At 45.7% G+C, this 14,815-nt stretch carries 26 protein-coding genes; all 26 read right to left on the bottom strand.

Annotated elements, in window-relative coordinates; genetic code table 11:
- Positions 1–5 precede the first annotated feature (5 nt).
- Positions 6–758, bottom strand: coding sequence for a type I methionyl aminopeptidase (map, locus tag ACFVRY_RS27555; RefSeq protein WP_387503491.1), 753 nt, complete (start codon positions 756–758; stop codon positions 6–8).
- 4 nt (positions 759–762) lie between these two features.
- Entirely contained in the window at positions 763–1,407 is a 645-nt protein-coding gene (locus ACFVRY_RS27560; protein ID WP_066367572.1) for an adenylate kinase, read from the bottom strand.
- A gap of 96 nt (positions 1,408–1,503) precedes the next feature.
- Complete coding sequence (secY, locus tag ACFVRY_RS27565) at positions 1,504–2,802, bottom strand: preprotein translocase subunit SecY (RefSeq protein WP_387503492.1); 1,299 nt, start codon at positions 2,800–2,802, stop codon at positions 1,504–1,506.
- Positions 2,802–3,242: a 50S ribosomal protein L15 gene (gene rplO, locus ACFVRY_RS27570; RefSeq protein ID WP_066367583.1), complete on the bottom strand. Its 441-nt coding sequence runs from the start codon at positions 3,240–3,242 to the stop codon at positions 2,802–2,804. Before rplO ends, secY begins: the two co-directional genes overlap by 1 nt.
- A gap of 41 nt (positions 3,243–3,283) precedes the next feature.
- Positions 3,284–3,469, bottom strand: coding sequence for a 50S ribosomal protein L30 (gene rpmD / locus ACFVRY_RS27575; RefSeq protein ID WP_175370341.1), 186 nt, complete (start codon positions 3,467–3,469; stop codon positions 3,284–3,286).
- 14 nt (positions 3,470–3,483) lie between these two features.
- A complete protein-coding gene (gene rpsE, locus ACFVRY_RS27580) occupies positions 3,484–3,981 on the bottom strand; it encodes a 30S ribosomal protein S5 (protein WP_066367590.1) in 498 nt (165 codons plus the stop codon).
- Between the two features lie 27 nt (positions 3,982–4,008).
- A complete protein-coding gene (gene rplR / locus ACFVRY_RS27585) occupies positions 4,009–4,377 on the bottom strand; it encodes a 50S ribosomal protein L18 (protein WP_387503493.1) in 369 nt (122 codons plus the stop codon).
- 83 nt (positions 4,378–4,460) lie between these two features.
- Positions 4,461–5,003, bottom strand: a complete 543-nt coding sequence (gene rplF, locus ACFVRY_RS27590) for a 50S ribosomal protein L6 (protein WP_066367610.1) — start codon at positions 5,001–5,003, stop codon at positions 4,461–4,463.
- A gap of 30 nt (positions 5,004–5,033) precedes the next feature.
- A complete protein-coding gene (gene rpsH, locus ACFVRY_RS27595) occupies positions 5,034–5,432 on the bottom strand; it encodes a 30S ribosomal protein S8 (protein ID WP_387503494.1) in 399 nt (132 codons plus the stop codon).
- A 32-nt stretch (positions 5,433–5,464) separates the two neighbouring features.
- Complete coding sequence (locus ACFVRY_RS27600) at positions 5,465–5,650, bottom strand: type Z 30S ribosomal protein S14 (RefSeq protein ID WP_036589425.1); 186 nt, start codon at positions 5,648–5,650, stop codon at positions 5,465–5,467.
- A gap of 48 nt (positions 5,651–5,698) precedes the next feature.
- Positions 5,699–6,241 (bottom strand): 50S ribosomal protein L5, encoded by a 543-nt coding sequence (rplE, locus tag ACFVRY_RS27605; RefSeq protein ID WP_066367613.1) that lies wholly within the window; start codon positions 6,239–6,241, stop codon positions 5,699–5,701.
- Between the two features lie 30 nt (positions 6,242–6,271).
- Positions 6,272–6,625: a 50S ribosomal protein L24 gene (gene rplX, locus ACFVRY_RS27610; RefSeq protein WP_083205138.1), complete on the bottom strand. Its 354-nt coding sequence runs from the start codon at positions 6,623–6,625 to the stop codon at positions 6,272–6,274.
- A gap of 49 nt (positions 6,626–6,674) precedes the next feature.
- On the bottom strand, positions 6,675–7,043 hold the full coding sequence (rplN, locus tag ACFVRY_RS27615) for a 50S ribosomal protein L14 (RefSeq protein WP_066367616.1): 369 nt from the start codon (positions 7,041–7,043) through the stop codon (positions 6,675–6,677).
- A gap of 38 nt (positions 7,044–7,081) precedes the next feature.
- Complete coding sequence (rpsQ, locus tag ACFVRY_RS27620; RefSeq protein WP_387503495.1) at positions 7,082–7,348, bottom strand: 30S ribosomal protein S17; 267 nt, start codon at positions 7,346–7,348, stop codon at positions 7,082–7,084.
- A 43-nt stretch (positions 7,349–7,391) separates the two neighbouring features.
- Positions 7,392–7,589 (bottom strand): 50S ribosomal protein L29, encoded by a 198-nt coding sequence (gene rpmC, locus ACFVRY_RS27625; protein WP_066367623.1) that lies wholly within the window; start codon positions 7,587–7,589, stop codon positions 7,392–7,394.
- Positions 7,579–8,013 carry a 50S ribosomal protein L16 gene (gene rplP / locus ACFVRY_RS27630; RefSeq protein ID WP_066367625.1) on the bottom strand — a complete coding sequence of 145 codons (435 nt, stop codon included), beginning with the start codon at positions 8,011–8,013 and terminating at the stop codon, positions 7,579–7,581. Before rplP ends, rpmC begins: the two co-directional genes overlap by 11 nt.
- 2 nt (positions 8,014–8,015) lie before the next feature.
- A complete protein-coding gene (gene rpsC, locus ACFVRY_RS27635) occupies positions 8,016–8,681 on the bottom strand; it encodes a 30S ribosomal protein S3 (protein ID WP_066367628.1) in 666 nt (221 codons plus the stop codon).
- A gap of 14 nt (positions 8,682–8,695) precedes the next feature.
- A complete protein-coding gene (gene rplV / locus ACFVRY_RS27640; RefSeq protein WP_036680546.1) occupies positions 8,696–9,028 on the bottom strand; it encodes a 50S ribosomal protein L22 in 333 nt (110 codons plus the stop codon).
- Between the two features lie 31 nt (positions 9,029–9,059).
- Positions 9,060–9,338 carry a 30S ribosomal protein S19 gene (gene rpsS / locus ACFVRY_RS27645; protein ID WP_019908227.1) on the bottom strand — a complete coding sequence of 93 codons (279 nt, stop codon included), beginning with the start codon at positions 9,336–9,338 and terminating at the stop codon, positions 9,060–9,062.
- 75 nt (positions 9,339–9,413) lie between these two features.
- Positions 9,414–10,244 (bottom strand): 50S ribosomal protein L2, encoded by an 831-nt coding sequence (rplB, locus tag ACFVRY_RS27650; protein WP_066367631.1) that lies wholly within the window; start codon positions 10,242–10,244, stop codon positions 9,414–9,416.
- A 27-nt stretch (positions 10,245–10,271) separates the two neighbouring features.
- Positions 10,272–10,565, bottom strand: coding sequence for a 50S ribosomal protein L23 (rplW, locus tag ACFVRY_RS27655; RefSeq protein WP_019908225.1), 294 nt, complete (start codon positions 10,563–10,565; stop codon positions 10,272–10,274).
- Positions 10,565–11,188: a 50S ribosomal protein L4 gene (gene rplD / locus ACFVRY_RS27660; protein ID WP_066367633.1), complete on the bottom strand. Its 624-nt coding sequence runs from the start codon at positions 11,186–11,188 to the stop codon at positions 10,565–10,567. Before rplD ends, rplW begins: the two co-directional genes overlap by 1 nt.
- 25 nt (positions 11,189–11,213) lie before the next feature.
- On the bottom strand, positions 11,214–11,837 hold the full coding sequence (rplC, locus tag ACFVRY_RS27665; RefSeq protein ID WP_387503496.1) for a 50S ribosomal protein L3: 624 nt from the start codon (positions 11,835–11,837) through the stop codon (positions 11,214–11,216).
- 41 nt (positions 11,838–11,878) lie between these two features.
- Entirely contained in the window at positions 11,879–12,187 is a 309-nt protein-coding gene (rpsJ, locus tag ACFVRY_RS27670; protein ID WP_017692074.1) for a 30S ribosomal protein S10, read from the bottom strand.
- Positions 12,188–12,432: 245 nt separating this feature from the next.
- Positions 12,433–13,782: a protoglobin domain-containing protein gene (locus ACFVRY_RS27675; RefSeq protein ID WP_387503497.1), complete on the bottom strand. Its 1,350-nt coding sequence runs from the start codon at positions 13,780–13,782 to the stop codon at positions 12,433–12,435.
- Positions 13,783–13,954: 172 nt separating this feature from the next.
- Complete coding sequence (locus ACFVRY_RS27680) at positions 13,955–14,695, bottom strand: Crp/Fnr family transcriptional regulator (RefSeq protein WP_387503498.1); 741 nt, start codon at positions 14,693–14,695, stop codon at positions 13,955–13,957.
- Positions 14,696–14,815: the final 120 nt, after the last annotated feature.

Genomic DNA, 14,815 nt, shown 5'->3' on the forward strand with positions numbered 1-14,815 from the left:
ATCACCTACGCATTCAGTTTTGTGAAAATTTCCATGCCGTCCGGAGTAACTGCTACTGTATGCTCAAAATGAGCACACAATGAACCGTCTACCGTAACGACCGTCCAGTTATCTTCCAGCGTTTTGACATACCGTTCACCCACGTTTACCATCGGCTCAATCGCCAGCACCATGCCAGGTTTAAGCCTTGGTCCGCGGTCCGCTACGCCATAATTCGGAATTTGCGGTTCTTCATGCAGTTCTGCCCCAATGCCATGACCAACATACTCGCGTACCACCGAAAACCCGGCTTCTTCAATGTATTTCTGTATGGCGTGGGAGATTGTAAACAAGCGCACATCCGGCTTAACTAACGCCAGTCCTGCGTACAGGGAGCCCTCCGTAACGTCCAGCAAACGCTGAGCCTCTTCGGAAATGCTGCCCACCCCGTAGGTCCAGGCGGAATCACCGTGATAACCGCGGTACTCTGCGCCGATATCCAGCGTAATGATATCGCCTTCGATCAGCTTGCGTTTACCCGGAAATCCATGCACCAATTGTTCATTGACTGAAGCGCAAATGCTGGCAGGAAAACCGTTGTAACCTTTGAAAGACGGCACAGCACCTTGACTGCGAATGTATTGATCGGCGATTCTGTCGAGCTCTCCGCTTGTAATCCCTGGCTCAATGGCCTGTGATATCAAACGGTGACTCTCGGCAACAATTCGACCAGCTTCCCTCATAAAGGCAAGTTCCTGTTCGGACTTACATATGATCATTACACTAACCTCGCAGTAAAGACACTATTTCGGAAGAAACGACATCGATTTCGTTTTCCCCGTTCACCTGACGCAAAAGACCTTTATTCTCATAAAACGTGAGCAGAGGCGCTGTCTTGTTGTCGTACTCATCCAGACGCTTTCCTACACTCTCTTCGTTGTCATCCGGACGTTGATATAGCTCGCCGCCATCAATGTCACAAATGCCTTCTTGCTTTGGCGGGTTGAAGATCAGATGATAGGATGCTCCACACACACTGCAAATTCGGCGTCCCGTAAGACGTGCCATAAGCAGGCCGCGGTCAACATTCAAGTTGATCACATGATCTAAGGAAGTGTTCAAACGACTCAGGATTCCATCCAGCGCTTCCGCTTGCGAAAGGGTTCTTGGAAAACCGTCCAATAAAAAACCTTTTTCGCAATCGGACTGCTGAAGTCGTTCTTCCACAATTCCAATGGTCACATCATCTGGTACAAGCAAACCCTGATCGATATAGGACTTGGCCTTAAGTCCCACTGGAGTTTCCTGCTTGATTGCCAAGCGAAAGGCGTCTCCAGTTGAGATATGAGGAATACCAAGTTCCTTCACGACCACAGCTGCTTGTGTTCCCTTGCCTGCCCCAGGAGGGCCCATGAATAAAAAGTTCACGATTTCTCTCTCCCTCCAAAGTTCGCCACCAAGCAAGAAACAGCACAATAGGTGCCGGGAAGTCTTCGTTTCTTAAGCCTCACCGGAACCTATCGCCTATTTATTGATGAAGCCTTTGTAATGGCGTTTGATCAAATGGCTCTCAATCTGTTTCATTGTATCCAATGCCACCCCGATCACGATCAGAATCGATGTACCACCGATTTGAACCGAATCAGGCAACCCGGAGATCTTCCCGAAGAATACAGGAAGTACGGAAATCAGAGCCAGGAACAACGCGCCTGACATAGTCAGACGGGACATTACCTTGGTCAAATATTTCTCCGTAGCTTTACCAGGACGAATTCCCGGAATGTATCCACCATTCTTCTTCATGTTGTCAGCCATCTGCTGTGGGTTCATCTGAACGAACGTATAGAAGAACGTAAATCCGATGATCATCACAATATACAGAACCATGCCGAGGGGCTCATTAAACTTCAGGTTGCCAGCAACCCATTTTGCCCACTCATGTGTTGACCAGAAGCTAGAGATTACAACTGGAAATTGCAGTAGGGATACAGCGAAAATGACAGGGATAACGCCCGCTGCGTTAATCTTCAACGGAATATGCGTGTTCTGTCCACCATACATCTTGTTGCCGACTACGCGTTTGGCATATTGTACAGGAATTTTCCGTATACCTTGTTGTACAAAGATTACTCCTGCAACAATAGCCACAAGCACGATCACAACAATCACGACTTTAAGAATATTCAGGAACATCTGATCCGGCTGAATAAAGCTGGACTGAGCCGTAGCTGCTATATGTCCCGGAACGCCTGCGACGATTCCCGCAAAAATCAGGATCGAGATCCCGTTTCCGATACCCTTTTCAGTGATTTGTTCACCTAGCCACATCAGGAAGGAAGTACCCGCCGTCAATATGATGGCAACCAGCAAGTAATCGGCAAACGTTGCATTCGGCATCATCTCAGTACCATAAATCCGGTTAAACCCGATAGACGTGGCAAAACCTTGGATCAAAGCTAATACTACAGTACCATAACGCGTAATTTGCGCCAGTTGCTTTTTCCCGTGCTCCCCTTGTTTTGCCCACTCAGCAAACTTAGGAACAACATCCATCGACAATAACTGCACGATGATGGATGCTGTGATGTACGGGTAAATACTGATCGCAAATATTGAGAAGTTCTTGAGCGCTCCTCCAGAGAAGGTGTTCAAAAGACTCATCAACGCTTCGCCTGTCTGATTAGCCGACTGCAAAACATCCTTGTTTACACCTGGAACCGGTACATACGATCCAATACGGTAGATGATCAAAACGAACAGGGTGAATAGGATCTTTTTGCGCAAATCTTCAACATGCCATATATTCTTAAGCGTCTTGAACATTAGATCACCTCGGTTTTACCGCCGGCAGCCTGGATTTTCTCTACCGCAGATTGAGAGAACTTATTTGCTTGTACAGTCAATTTAACGGATAGTTCACCGTTGCCGAGGATTTTGATACCGCTCTTGGAGTTCTTGACAACGCCTGTTTCCAGCAACAACGCAGGAGTTACTTCTGTTCCTTCTGCGAAGTTGTTCAGATCTTCAAGGTTCACAATCGCATACTCTTTACGGGTAGGATTGATGAAACCACGTTTAGGCAGACGACGGTAGAGTGGGTTTTGACCACCCTCGAAGCCCGGACGAACACCACCGCCGGAACGGGAGTTTTGACCCTTATGACCGCGACCGGAAGTTTTACCGTTACCGCTACTAGGACCGCGACCAACGCGGTTGCGTTCTTTACGGGATCCTGGAGCAGGAGCAAGTTCATGTAACTTCATCGTTTGCACCTCCTTATTGTTGTTAATTTATTACGAAGGATTTAGCCTTCGATTTCAGTAACAGATACCAAGTGGCTCACTTTGTTGATCATTCCGCGAATTGCGGGATTGTCATTGTGAACCACTGTCGAATTGAGTTTACGCAGGCCGAGCGTCTTAACTGTAACACGTTGTGTTTCAGGACGTCCAATTACGCTGCGTACGAGGGTAATCTGCAATTTTGCCATTGACGTTCCCCTCCTTAACCGCGCAGTTCTTCGACAGATTTGCCGCGAAGTTTCGCGACCTCTTCAATGCGCTTCAGACGGGAAAGACCCTCCAAAGTTGCATTGACCATATTCATGGAGTTCGAAGAACCCAAAGATTTTGTCAAGATGTCGCCAACGCCTGCCAATTCCAATACCGCACGAACTGGTCCGCCAGCGATAACGCCCGTACCTTCGGATGCTGGTTTCAGCAACACGCGTCCTGCGCCGAAGTGACCAGTAACCAAGTGAGGAATCGAAGTTCCTACGATTGGAATGTGAATCAGGTTTTTCTTAGCATCTTCAATGCCTTTGCGGATGGCTTCCGGAACTTCGCCGGCTTTACCGATACCCGCTCCGACGTAGCCGTTGCCATCGCCCACAACAACCAATGCACTAAAGCTGAAACGGCGTCCGCCTTTTACAACTTTAGCAACCCGGTTAATGTGTACAACTCTTTCTGTCAGCTCTAAACTGTTCGGATCTACACGCAAGTCGTTAACCTCCTTTTAAGAATTATTCTAGAATTCAAGACCAGCTTCGCGAGCTGCATCAGCCAATGCTTGAATCCGTCCATGGTACAAGTATCCACCGCGGTCAAATACAACCACTGCGTGACCTTTAGCTTTAGCGCGCTCAGCGACCAATTGGCCTACTTTGCTTGCAGCTTCAACGCTGCCGCCATTACCGATGCTACCGCTCAGTTCTTTATCAAGTGTAGAGGCAGATACGATAGTAACGCCTGTAACATCATCAATCAATTGAGCGTAAATGTGTTTCGAAGAACGGAACACATTCAAACGTGGACGCTCAGTAGTACCCTGAATTTTCTTACGAACACGCAGGTGTCTTTTGAGACGAGCCTTGTTTTTGTCCTCTTTTGTAATCATGCTTCCCTTTCACTCCCTTCAGTTTGCCGTAAACAGCTTCACTTTAAGATGCACGGGGTATCTTACAATTAAGATTGGGCCGATTATTTCTTCTTACCGGCTTTACCTTCCTTGCGGATGATACGCTCGCCTTCATATTTAATACCTTTACCTTTATACGGTTCAGGTTCACGTACGGAACGGATTTTGGCAGCATAAGCGCCTACGCGTTCTTTGTCGATACCTTTAACGATGATCTTCGTGTTCGCAGGAACTTCGAACTCGATGCCCGCTTCCGGTGTAATTTCAACCGGGTGGGAGTAACCAACGTTCAGAACGATTTTATCTCCGGATTTGCTTGCACGATATCCGACCCCAACCAGTTCCAGAGATTTCGAGAAACCTTCAGTCACACCACTCACCATGTTGTTGACAACGGAGCGGGTTGTGCCGTGAAGTGAACGATGCAATTTGTTATCCGACGGGCGAACAACAGTGATTTCGTTATTTTCAACCGTAATCTTCATGTCTTTATGAAGCTCACGAGTCAAAGTGCCTTTAGGGCCTTTTACTGTAATAACGGCGTTGTCCAAAGTGACATCTACACCGCTAGGTACTGCGATTGGTTTGCGACCAATACGAGACATGTGTTGCACCTCCTTATCTTGTGACGTTTATTACCAAACGTAGCAGACAACTTCTCCGCCCGATTTAGATTGACGAGCTTCTTTGTCGGTCATAACTCCCTTGGATGTGGAGATAATCGCGATTCCAAGGCCGCCGAGTACACGAGGAACTTCATTGCTCTTCGTGTAAACGCGAAGGCCTGGCTTACTGATTCTTTTCAAGCCAGAAATAACACGCTCTTGGCTAGGGCCGTATTTCAAGAAGATACGGATAATCCCTTGTTTGCTATCCTCAACGAATTCAGCATCACGAATGAAGCCTTCACGCTTCAAGATGTCCGCGATTTGTTTTTTCATTGTAGAAGCAGGCATTTCTACTGTCTCGTGACGCACAATGTTAGCGTTACGAATACGAGTAAGCATATCTGCGATAGGATCAGACATAGTCATGTGTGTAAACCTCCTTCCCGTTTATAAACTTCTTACCAACTTGCTTTTTTCACGCCAGGGATCTGGCCTTTATAAGCTAATTCACGGAAACAAATTCTGCAAATTTTGAACTTTTGCAGTACCGAATGTGGACGACCGCAACGCTCGCAGCGTGTATATGCACGCACTTTAAACTTAGGCTCACGTTGTTGTTTAACTTTCATTGAAGTTTTTGCCACTTAGCCTGACACCTCCTAAACATTTTCGGAGAAATGGATTAACCGACTTTATTTTGCGAAAGGTGCTCCCAGTTGCGTAAGCAACTCACGGGATTCCTCATCCGTCTTTGCCGTCGTTACGATAACGATGTCCATACCGCGGACTTTATCCACTTTGTCATATTCGATCTCGGGGAAGATCAATTGTTCTTTAAGACCAAGCGTGTAGTTACCACGGCCATCAAAAGCCTTAGTGGAAATACCACGGAAGTCACGTACGCGTGGAAGCGTTACGTTGAACAATTTGTCCAGGAAGTAATACATACGCTCACCGCGAAGTGTTACTTTAACCCCAATCGGCATATTTTCGCGCAGTTTAAAACCGGCGATGGATTTTTTAGCTTTAGTGATAACTGGCTTTTGACCAGCGATCAATTGCATATCGTTAACTGCTGCATCAAGTACTTTCGAGTTTTGAACAGCGTCACCCACACCCATGTTGATGACAATCTTCTCGATCTTAGGTACTTGCATAACAGTCGAATAGTTAAACTTCTGCATCAAAGCAGGTGTAATTTCGTTCAGAAAACGTTCTTTCATTCTTGCTGCCATGAAGATTTAACCTCCTTTCCTTAAGGGTGATTAGTCGATAATCTCTCCGGATCTCTTAGCAACCCGTACCTTTTTACCGTTATCCAATACTTTGTAACCGATGCGGGTTACTTTACCACTCTTCGGATCAATGTGCATTACGTTGGACACATGGATCGAAGCTTCCTGCTCAATGATTCCACCTTGTGGATTCAACTGGTTCGGCTTTTGGTGTTTTTTCACCAAGTTTACGCCTTCTACCAGGACTCGGTTTTGGCGAGGATAAGCAGCGATGACACGGCCTTTTTTACCTTTGTCTTTCCCGCTGATCACAAGCACCACGTCGTCTTTTTTCACGTGCAGTTTATTGTTATGGGATTCCAGAACTTTTTTCACTCTAGGCATTTATTACACCTCCTATGACTAACCTTCGGTTTTATTAGAACCGTGTGTATTAGATAACTTCCGGTGCCAAGGAAACGATCTTCATGTAGTCTTTATCGCGAAGTTCGCGAGCAACTGGTCCGAAGATACGCGTTCCGCGTGGGCTTCTGTCGTCTTTAACAACAACAGCTGCGTTTTCGTCGAAAGAGATGTAAGATCCGTCTTTACGACGTACCGAACGTTTAGTGCGAACAACTACCGCTCTAACTACATCACCCTTTTTGACAACGCCGCCTGGTGTTGCTTGTTTTACCGAGCAAACGATCAGATCGCCAATTGCTGCTGTACGGCGTCCAGTACCACCCAGTACGCGGATACACATCAGTTCCTTCGCACCAGAGTTGTCAGCCACATGCAAACGTGTAAATGGTTGAATCATTATATTTTCCTCCTTCCGGAAAGGCTTTGTTAGCTATCTTAGATAATAATCGCTTTTTCTACCACTTCAACCAGTCTCCAACGTTTGTCCTTAGACAATGGACGAGTTTCCATGACTTTAACGACATCACCAATCTTAGCTACATTCGATTCATCATGTGCTTTGAATTTCTTCGTAGACTTGATGCGTTTGTGATACAAATTGTGCTTCTTATAGGTTTCAACAGCAATTACGATGGTTTTATCCATTTTGTCGCTGACTACTTTACCAACCAGCACTTTACGTGCATTACGCTCTTCACTCATAGTTAGCCTCCTTCCTGAATTCGGATACTATATCCGCCCTCACTTAACTAATCCCAAGTACTCTTTGATGGATAATGGTTTTAGCACGAGCTATTTCCTTACGCACATCACGAATCCGAGTCGGGTTGTCCAGTTGGCCAGTTGCCAATTGAAAACGGAGATTGAAAAGCTCTTCCTTGAATCCGGCGATCTTTTGTTCAATCTCGGCAGTGGTTAAGTTGCGAAGTTCATTAGCTTTCATTTGCTTCACCACCCACTTCTTCACGTTTCACAAACTTAGTCTTAACAGGCAGTTTGTGAGCGGCAAGACGCATAGCTTCACGAGCGATTTCTTCCGAAACGCCTCCGAGTTCGAACATAATCTTGCCCGGTTTAACTACGGCTACCCATTTCTCAACGTTACCTTTACCACTACCCATACGAACCTCAAGAGGCTTTTGAGTAATTGGCTTATCCGGGAAAATCTTAATCCACACTTGACCGCCACGTTTGATGTAACGTGTCATTGCGATACGTGCAGCTTCGATTTGACGGTTAGTGATCCAAGATGGCTCCAGAGCTTGCAGACCGTATTCGCCGAAGTTCAGCGTGGTGCCGCCTTTTGCCATACCCTTCATGTGACCGCGTTGTTGCTTGCGGTGTTTAACGCGTTTTGGTACCAACATGATTAGTTGCCTCCTTCCTGAGCAGCTTGTTTCTTAGCTGGGGGAAGAACTTCTCCACGGTAGATCCATACTTTTACGCCGATACGGCCGTAAGTTGTATGTGCTTCAGCCGTTCCGTAATCGATATCGGCACGAAGCGTATGAAGTGGAACTGTTCCTTCGCTATAACCTTCTGAACGGGCAATCTCAGCGCCGCCAAGACGTCCGCCAACTTGTGTTTTAATCCCTTTTGCACCGGAACGCATAGTTCTTTGAATTGCTTGTTTCAACGCACGACGGAACGATACGCGACGCTCCAATTGTTGTGCAATGCTTTCAGCAACCAGAATTGCATCCAATTCAGGGTGTTTGATTTCATTGATGTTGATGTGTACTTTCTTACCGCTGGCAATAGTAGTAACTGCGCTACGAAGAATTTCTACTTCTGCGCCGCCCTTACCGATAACCATACCTGGCTTAGCAGTATGAATTGTTACGTTCACACGGTTTGCCGCTCTTTCAATCTCGATGCGGGAAACAGCGGAATCTTTCAATTTGCCTTTAAGGTATTCACGGATTTTGACGTCTTCCATTAAAAGAGTACCGAAATCTTTACCTGCATACCATTTAGATTCCCAATCGCGAATAATACCGACCCGGAGTCCGACTGGATTTACCTTTTGACCCACACGTTATCCCTCCCTTATTTCTCAGATACCACCAAAGTAATGTGGCTTGTGCGTTTATTGATCCGGCTAGCGCGGCCCATGGCGCGTGGACGGAAACGTTTCATAGTAGGACCCTGGTTAACGAAAACTTCGCTAACGAACAAACTGTTCACGTCCAAAGAATAGTTGTGCTCAGCATTCGCAATTGCCGAGTTAAGCAACTTCTCAACCACTGGAGAAGCCGACTTAGGAGTGTGGCGAAGAATTGCAATCGCTTCTCCAACTTGTTTACCGCGAATCAAGTCAACAACCAATTTCGCTTTACGAGCAGAAATGCGCACCGATCTAGCATGTGCTTTTGCTTCCATTGTTTTCCCTCCTCTCGAACGAAGAACTTAATTATCTTCTTGTTTTCTTATCGTCACCCGCATGGCCTTTGTAAGTACGTGTTGGCGCGAACTCGCCCAACTTGTGACCTACCATATCTTCCGTTACGTATACTGGCACGTGTTTGCGGCCGTCATATACACCAAACGTATGTCCGATAAACTGAGGGAAAATAGTTGAGCGACGGGACCAGGTTTTTACTACGACTTTCTTGTCTGCCGCGTTCAGTTCCTCAACTTTTTTCAGCAGGTAGCCATCGATGAATGGCCCCTTTTTTAAACTGCGACCCATATATGAATCCTCCCTTCATCCGGTTCTTCAAACCGCGAAACGACGCTTCGCGCTAATCTTGATGCCAGAAGCGTCTTATTTCGTGCGGCGGCGAACGATATATTTATCAGATGCCTTGTTTTTCTTACGCGTTTTGTAACCAAGGGTTGGTTTACCCCAAGGAGACATAGGCGATTTCCGTCCGATTGGAGCGCGGCCTTCACCACCACCGTGTGGGTGATCGTTCGGGTTCATTACAACACCGCGTACTTCAGGACGTTGGCCAAGCCAGCGACTACGTCCAGCTTTACCGATTTTGATCAATTCGTGATCTTCGTTACCTACGGAACCGATCGTTGCGCGGCAAACGCTCAGGATCTTACGAACTTCACCGGAGTTCAAGCGAACGGATACGTACTTTTCTTCTTTACCCAGCAATTGAGCTTCTGTACCAGCAGCACGAACCAATTGTCCGCCTTTACCTGGTTTCAACTCAATGTTGTGGATAACTGTACCAACCGGAATGTTTTCCAGTGGAAGGGTGTTACCAATTTTGATGTCGGCTTTAGGACCGGACTCAATCTTATCCCCAACTTTAAGGCCTTTAGGAGCGATGATGTAGCGTTTCTCTCCATCAGCATAGTGGATCAAAGCAATATTGGATGTACGGTTCGGGTCATACTCGATTGTAGCAACGCTACCAGGTATACCGTCTTTCGTACGTTTGAAGTCGATGATACGGTATTTACGTTTGTGTCCGCCGCCGTGGTGACGAACCGTAATTTTACCTTGGTTGTTGCGGCCCGCTTTTTTGCTCAGTGGCGCAAGCAACGATTTCTCTGGCTGGTTTGTTGTGATTTCTTCAAACGTAGACACGGACATTGCGCGTCTGGCCGGAGAGGTCGGTTTGTACTTTTTGATTGGCACGATATTTCCCTCCTTACTTTAAGAGTATTATTCTACCGCTTCAAAGAATTCGAGCGGCTTGCTGTCTGGGCTCAGCTTAACGATGGCTTTTTTCCACTCTGGAGTATATCCGGAGTATTTACCATAACGTTTCAGTTTACCAGGTACACGCATTGTGTTCACACTAACTACTTTAACTTTGAAAATAGCCTCGACGGCTTTTTTGATTTCGGTCTTGTTAGCACGAATATCCACTTCAAAAGCGTATTTCAATTCGCTCATGTATTCGGATGTGCGTTCCGTAATCACCGGACGTTTGATAATATCACGAGGATCTTTCATTACGCGAACACCTCCTCTACCTTCAGAACTGCTTCCTTGGTGATGATCAGTTTGTCGTACGACAGTACGTCAAGAACATTGATGCCATCAGCCGCTACGAATTTCACCCCAGGGATGTTACGAGCGGAAAGAGCTACGTTATCGTTGTAGCTGTCAGCTACGATCAACGCTTTGCGATCTACCTTCAGGTTGTTCAGAATAGCTGCGAATTCTTTCGTTTTCGGAGCATTCAATGTCAAGCTATCCAATACGATAATGTCTTTATCGAGAACTTTCGAAGACAATGCGGATTTAATAGCCAAACGGCGAACTTTCTTAGGCAGTTTCCAGGAATAGCTGCGAGGAGTTGGTCCGAAGACTACGCCGCCGCCTTTCCATTGTGGAGAACGAATGGAGCCTTGACGAGCACGACCTGTACCTTTTTGTTTCCAAGGTTTACGTCCGCCGCCACGTACTTCAGAACGTCCTTTAACTTTGTGTGTTCCACGGCGAAGGGAAGCTCTTTGCAGCAATACAGCTTCATGCAGCACGTGCACGTTCGGTTCAATACCGAATACTGTTTCGCTCAATTCAACTTCGCCAACTTCGTTACCACTGATATTAAAAAGTGTTACTTTTGGCATTTCATGTTCCTCCTTTCTTCAGGAATTATTTCTTAACGGTTTGTTTCACTTTCACAAAGCTGTTTTTAGGGCCCGGAATCGCGCCTTTAACCAGCAATACGTTACGTTCTACATCCACTCTGATGATCTCAAGTTTTTGAACCGTCACAGTTGTGTAGCCCATGTGACCCGGAAGGCGTTTGCCCTTAGGAACACGGTTAGCTTGGATCGAACCCATGGAACCTGGTCTTCTGTGGTAACGGGAACCGTGAGCCATTGGTCCGCGGCTTTGTCCCCAACGTTTGATAACGCCTTGGAAACCTTTACCCTTGGTTGTACCGGTTACGTCAACAAATTCGCCTTCTGCGAAAATGTCAGCCTTAAGCTCTTGTCCAACCTCGAGTGCCCCGAGATCAACACCGCGAATTTCGCGAACGTAGCGCTTAGGTGTTGCATTTGCCTTTTTGGCGTGACCTTGTTCAGGCTTGTTGGAGCGACTTTCCTTCTTGTCGGAAAAGCCCAACTGCACTGCTTCATATCCGTCGATATTCAGGTCTTTCTTTTGCAGTACCACACAAGGTCCAGCTTCGATAACAGTAACAGGAATTACGTTACCTTCCGCAGTAAACACTTGAGTCATACCGAGTTTTTTTCCCAAGATACCTTTCATGTTGACACCTCATTTCTTTTCCTAAGTTCGTAAAGTAAGTATTACAATTTGATTTCGATATCTACACCGGACGGCAGATCCAAGCGCATCAAGGCGTCCACAGTTTGTGGTGTTGGGTTCACAATATCGATCAAACGTTTGTGAGTCCGTTGTTCAAACTGTTCACGGGAATCCTTGTACTTGTGCACCGCACGGAGAATAGTAATGATTTGCTTCTCAGTTGGCAGCGGGATCGGCCCGGATACACCAGCACCCGAACGTTTTGCTGTTTCAACGATTTTCTCTGCGGATTGATCAAGAATTCTGTGGTCGTATGCTTTCAAGCGAATACGAATTTTTTGCTTTGCCATTTTAGTCCCTCCTTCTATCGCCCAATTTGGTATCGGACATACTCCGTGAAAATTTTCCGACGTTCGTCCCCATGGCAAAGGGGCCGGGTGTGTCAGTAACCTCTCACATCATCGCAACGTCTCAGAACAACATTTATTATTATATAGAATAGGCGGATACTTTGCAAGCGAAAATAAAAAAACGCGCATAAATTTCTCATGCAGCGTTAATTTTGGTCATAAAACTTGTTTCTTCTATATATATGTTAAAGATTTTCCGTAGTTGATTTAAAAAACACTGCCGAGGACGCGGACTGGGCCGTTGTGGACCCGATTCCTTCAATCGTCTGGATTAGAGTTCTTATTTCCTCTTCTACCGTAACAATCTCCTGAGTACTGCTCTGCATGGCTTCCACAATCTCAGAGAAGAGTCGACTGGTCTCCATGGATTTCTGCTTACCACTTTTAGTGAGTTCCTGTACTTTACGGATCTCCTCTACCACCTGCTGACTGAGAAGGCCGGACTTGCTCGTCAGCTCCCCAATCAATACCACTGTGCTCTTGGTATCTTCCGCAAGCCGGCTGACCTCCTGTGCGACTACAGAGAAGCCTCTTCCATGCTCACCAGCCCTAGCCGCCTCAATAGTAGCATTGAGTGAAAGAATCTTCGTTTGATCGGCAATCTCCTGTACCGCAGCCACAATCTTTTGGATCTGCTTAGAGGAACTGGATAGCTCATTCACCGACAGCTCCATCGCCTCACTCCGCTCAAAAATATAGTTAATCCGTTCTGTGAGATCACTCAAATGCTCTCGCCCATCCTGCGCCATCTCCTGTGACTCCTGGGCAGAAGCAGCTGTACGCTTGAATGTATCATTAACTTCATTACTGCTAGCCACCAGCTGCTCTACAGCAGCGTTAGTATCAATACTGAGATCTACCAGTTCACCACTGAACTCAGCTATTTTCTGTTTCAATTCATTTTTAACGGTCTGATAGTGTATTTCTTTCTCCCGGTTGTTCTCTTTCTCGTATGCTTCCAGCACTAGTTGCTGTTCCAGATTCAATAGTTTAGTCACAGTCTGGATAAAGGCCACTCGTTCCTGGTCGTTGCTTGCTTCATTGTGGATAACAGTGATAAATACATTTTGGAGGTTCTGAAAAGCGGATAAGTACCATTTGGGCTCCAGCCCAACTCTTTTGTGGATGTTTGCAATATGGAGGCGTTTGGCAATATATTCTTCATTAACATTGCCGTCGAAGATTTCGATGATGTGGTCGCGCAGCGTATTTTTCAGCCGCTCAATACTACTGTGCTCTTTAATGATGGCCTCTAACTTACGGACGCCTAACACTGAGTTGTAAAAATGATCAATGATGTATTCAATATTGCGTTCGAGAATCGGCTTAACCTTATGTAACTGAGATAAATCTTCTTGTGTAAGATGAATCATTCTCATCTGCTCATTAAGCTCCTCATGCCCTTGGAGACTGTGATAATCCCCGTTAGTAGGCAATAAGGGAGCAGCATCATGTATAGAATTTATATCGGGAGGTTTCGCAGTGTTGCTTCGTGAAGCTAAAGTGTGCATAAAAGAAAACGGACATTTCCCCATAATAACACTCCCCAAATTCCTATCATTTTACAGCGATTTATTCTCTCATATTACCTTATCCATCAATAGACTGTAAAGAATTTTAAATAGTTTTCTTGTAGATATATGTTGAAATAAATCAAATAAAAGAGAATTTTATTTCATTTCATGTCGAAATATGTATTTATATATCTTATTTTGCTTGTCTAGAATATTTACTACTCGTCCGTATCTCGCTCATTCTAATTAGGGCATCCAAGTCTAAAATCTCAATCACACGTCTACGTATCGTAATCCATTTCCACTTAGCAAATTGATTGAGCTTTCGACTTAGTGTTTCTGCGGTTGTTCCGATCATTGCTGCGATTTCTTTTTTGGATGCCGGCAAAAGAATCTTCATTGAATAACCTCCATGAGCCTGAACTACTGCATCCTTTGAATAGAAATACATGAGGATTTTGGCCAGTCGCTGTTCTACTTCTAGCATATGCATCGCACCAGCCCAATCTTCCGCATATTGAAGCAGCTCATTCATCGACAGTAAGAAGTTATACGCTAGTGTCGCATTGCCAGCCAATAAAGGGAGAAACTGTTCTCTATGTAAGCAGCATACCGTACCCTCTTCCAGCATTTCAGCATTCACATAGCTCTCTGTGTTCTTCAGCATAGAGAACTGACCGCAATAATCGCCTGGAAACAGAAAGCGCAAAATATGCTCCTTTCCATCCCTGCTGCTTTGAGTAAGCTTAATCATTCCCGAGTGCAACACAAATAAAGAATCCGATGGCTCACCTTCAACGCATACCAGACTCCCCTTTCTATAGTACTTCGATTCAGTAATCCCCTCTATAAGTGCTACTTCTACATCCCTTAGACCTTTAAATACCGGCACAAGCTGAACACAGGAAGATAAAGAACAACTAGAACAGGACATTTTATCCCCTCCTTTATAGTGCTACTCCTACCATAACAAAGGGTTATCTTCATCCCTGTGATCCCCCTCACGGTAATTTTGAACAATTGATCTATATCAAGGACTCCATTCCTTTTGGTT

It is taken from the genome of Paenibacillus sp. NPDC057934 (assembly GCF_042887565.1).
In the GTDB taxonomy this organism is placed as follows: domain Bacteria; phylum Bacillota; class Bacilli; order Paenibacillales; family Paenibacillaceae; genus Paenibacillus_AQ.

What these genes read in the sequence shown, in the direction of transcription:
- rplV (WP_036680546.1), bottom strand. Translation starts at nt 9,028, where the DNA reads ATGGAAGCAAAAGCACATGCTAGATCGGTGCGCATTTCTGCTCGTAAA.
- rpmD (WP_175370341.1), bottom strand. Translation starts at nt 3,469, where the DNA reads ATGGCAAAATTGCAGATTACCCTCGTACGCAGCGTAATTGGACGTCCT.
- rpsJ (WP_017692074.1), bottom strand. Translation starts at nt 12,187, where the DNA reads ATGGCAAAGCAAAAAATTCGTATTCGCTTGAAAGCATACGACCACAGA.
- rplE (WP_066367613.1), bottom strand. Translation starts at nt 6,241, where the DNA reads ATGGCAGCAAGAATGAAAGAACGTTTTCTGAACGAAATTACACCTGCT.
- rpsH (WP_387503494.1), bottom strand. Translation starts at nt 5,432, where the DNA reads ATGACTATGTCTGATCCTATCGCAGATATGCTTACTCGTATTCGTAAC.
- rplC (WP_387503496.1), bottom strand. Translation starts at nt 11,837, where the DNA reads ATGAAAGGTATCTTGGGAAAAAAACTCGGTATGACTCAAGTGTTTACT.
- rplW (WP_019908225.1), bottom strand. Translation starts at nt 10,565, where the DNA reads ATGAAAGATCCTCGTGATATTATCAAACGTCCGGTGATTACGGAACGC.
- map (WP_387503491.1), bottom strand. Translation starts at nt 758, where the DNA reads ATGATCATATGTAAGTCCGAACAGGAACTTGCCTTTATGAGGGAAGCT.
- rpmC (WP_066367623.1), bottom strand. Translation starts at nt 7,589, where the DNA reads ATGAAAGCTAATGAACTTCGCAACTTAACCACTGCCGAGATTGAACAA.
- secY (WP_387503492.1), bottom strand. Translation starts at nt 2,802, where the DNA reads ATGTTCAAGACGCTTAAGAATATATGGCATGTTGAAGATTTGCGCAAA.
- rplO (WP_066367583.1), bottom strand. Translation starts at nt 3,242, where the DNA reads ATGAAGTTACATGAACTTGCTCCTGCTCCAGGATCCCGTAAAGAACGC.
- rplN (WP_066367616.1), bottom strand. Translation starts at nt 7,043, where the DNA reads ATGATTCAACCATTTACACGTTTGCATGTGGCTGACAACTCTGGTGCG.
- rplR (WP_387503493.1), bottom strand. Translation starts at nt 4,377, where the DNA reads ATGATTACAAAAGAGGACAAAAACAAGGCTCGTCTCAAAAGACACCTG.
- rpsQ (WP_387503495.1), bottom strand. Translation starts at nt 7,348, where the DNA reads ATGAGTGAAGAGCGTAATGCACGTAAAGTGCTGGTTGGTAAAGTAGTC.
- rplF (WP_066367610.1), bottom strand. Translation starts at nt 5,003, where the DNA reads ATGTCTCGTATTGGTCGCAAACCAATCGCAGTACCTAGCGGTGTAGAT.
- rplP (WP_066367625.1), bottom strand. Translation starts at nt 8,013, where the DNA reads ATGTTGGTACCAAAACGCGTTAAACACCGCAAGCAACAACGCGGTCAC.
- rplX (WP_083205138.1), bottom strand. Translation starts at nt 6,625, where the DNA reads ATGCCTAGAGTGAAAAAAGTTCTGGAATCCCATAACAATAAACTGCAC.
- rplD (WP_066367633.1), bottom strand. Translation starts at nt 11,188, where the DNA reads ATGCCAAAAGTAACACTTTTTAATATCAGTGGTAACGAAGTTGGCGAA.
- ACFVRY_RS27680 (WP_387503498.1), bottom strand. Translation starts at nt 14,695, where the DNA reads ATGTCCTGTTCTAGTTGTTCTTTATCTTCCTGTGTTCAGCTTGTGCCG.
- ACFVRY_RS27675 (WP_387503497.1), bottom strand. Translation starts at nt 13,782, where the DNA reads ATGGGGAAATGTCCGTTTTCTTTTATGCACACTTTAGCTTCACGAAGC.
- rpsS (WP_019908227.1), bottom strand. Translation starts at nt 9,338, where the DNA reads ATGGGTCGCAGTTTAAAAAAGGGGCCATTCATCGATGGCTACCTGCTG.